The sequence below is a fragment of the Arthrobacter sp. SIMBA_036 genome (assembly GCF_046535135.1).
In the GTDB taxonomy this organism is placed as follows: Bacteria; Actinomycetota; Actinomycetes; order Actinomycetales; family Micrococcaceae; genus Arthrobacter.
The window spans coordinates 1-235 of sequence record NZ_JAWRXG010000472.1 but is presented as its reverse complement, the minus strand read 5'-3'; the positions used below and the strand labels follow the sequence as shown (position 1 = coordinate 235).

1 protein-coding gene is annotated in these 235 nt (G+C 63.0%); it reads right to left on the bottom strand.

What is annotated here, in order from left to right:
• Positions 1-235, bottom strand: a 235-nt coding sequence (locus SB659_RS20565; RefSeq protein ID WP_410551781.1) for an isochorismatase family protein, incomplete at both ends; no start/stop codon positions are given.

The following is a 235-nucleotide window of genomic DNA, read 5'->3' as shown; positions in this document are numbered from 1 at the left end:
ACATCTTCCCGGGAACCTTCGCTCCGCCAAACTCGAGATCCGGCGCAGCGAAGGCGTCGTGGACGAGGGAACCGTCAAATCCCTGCTCCGCGGCCGCCCGGACAATGGAATCGACGCACATGCTCGTCATCATTCCGGCCACCACCCCCTCGCTGGCATTGAGTCCTTTGAGGAGCTCGGCAAGGTCCGTGCACACAAAGGCATTGGGTGAGTCCTTGGTGACCACGGCCTCGCC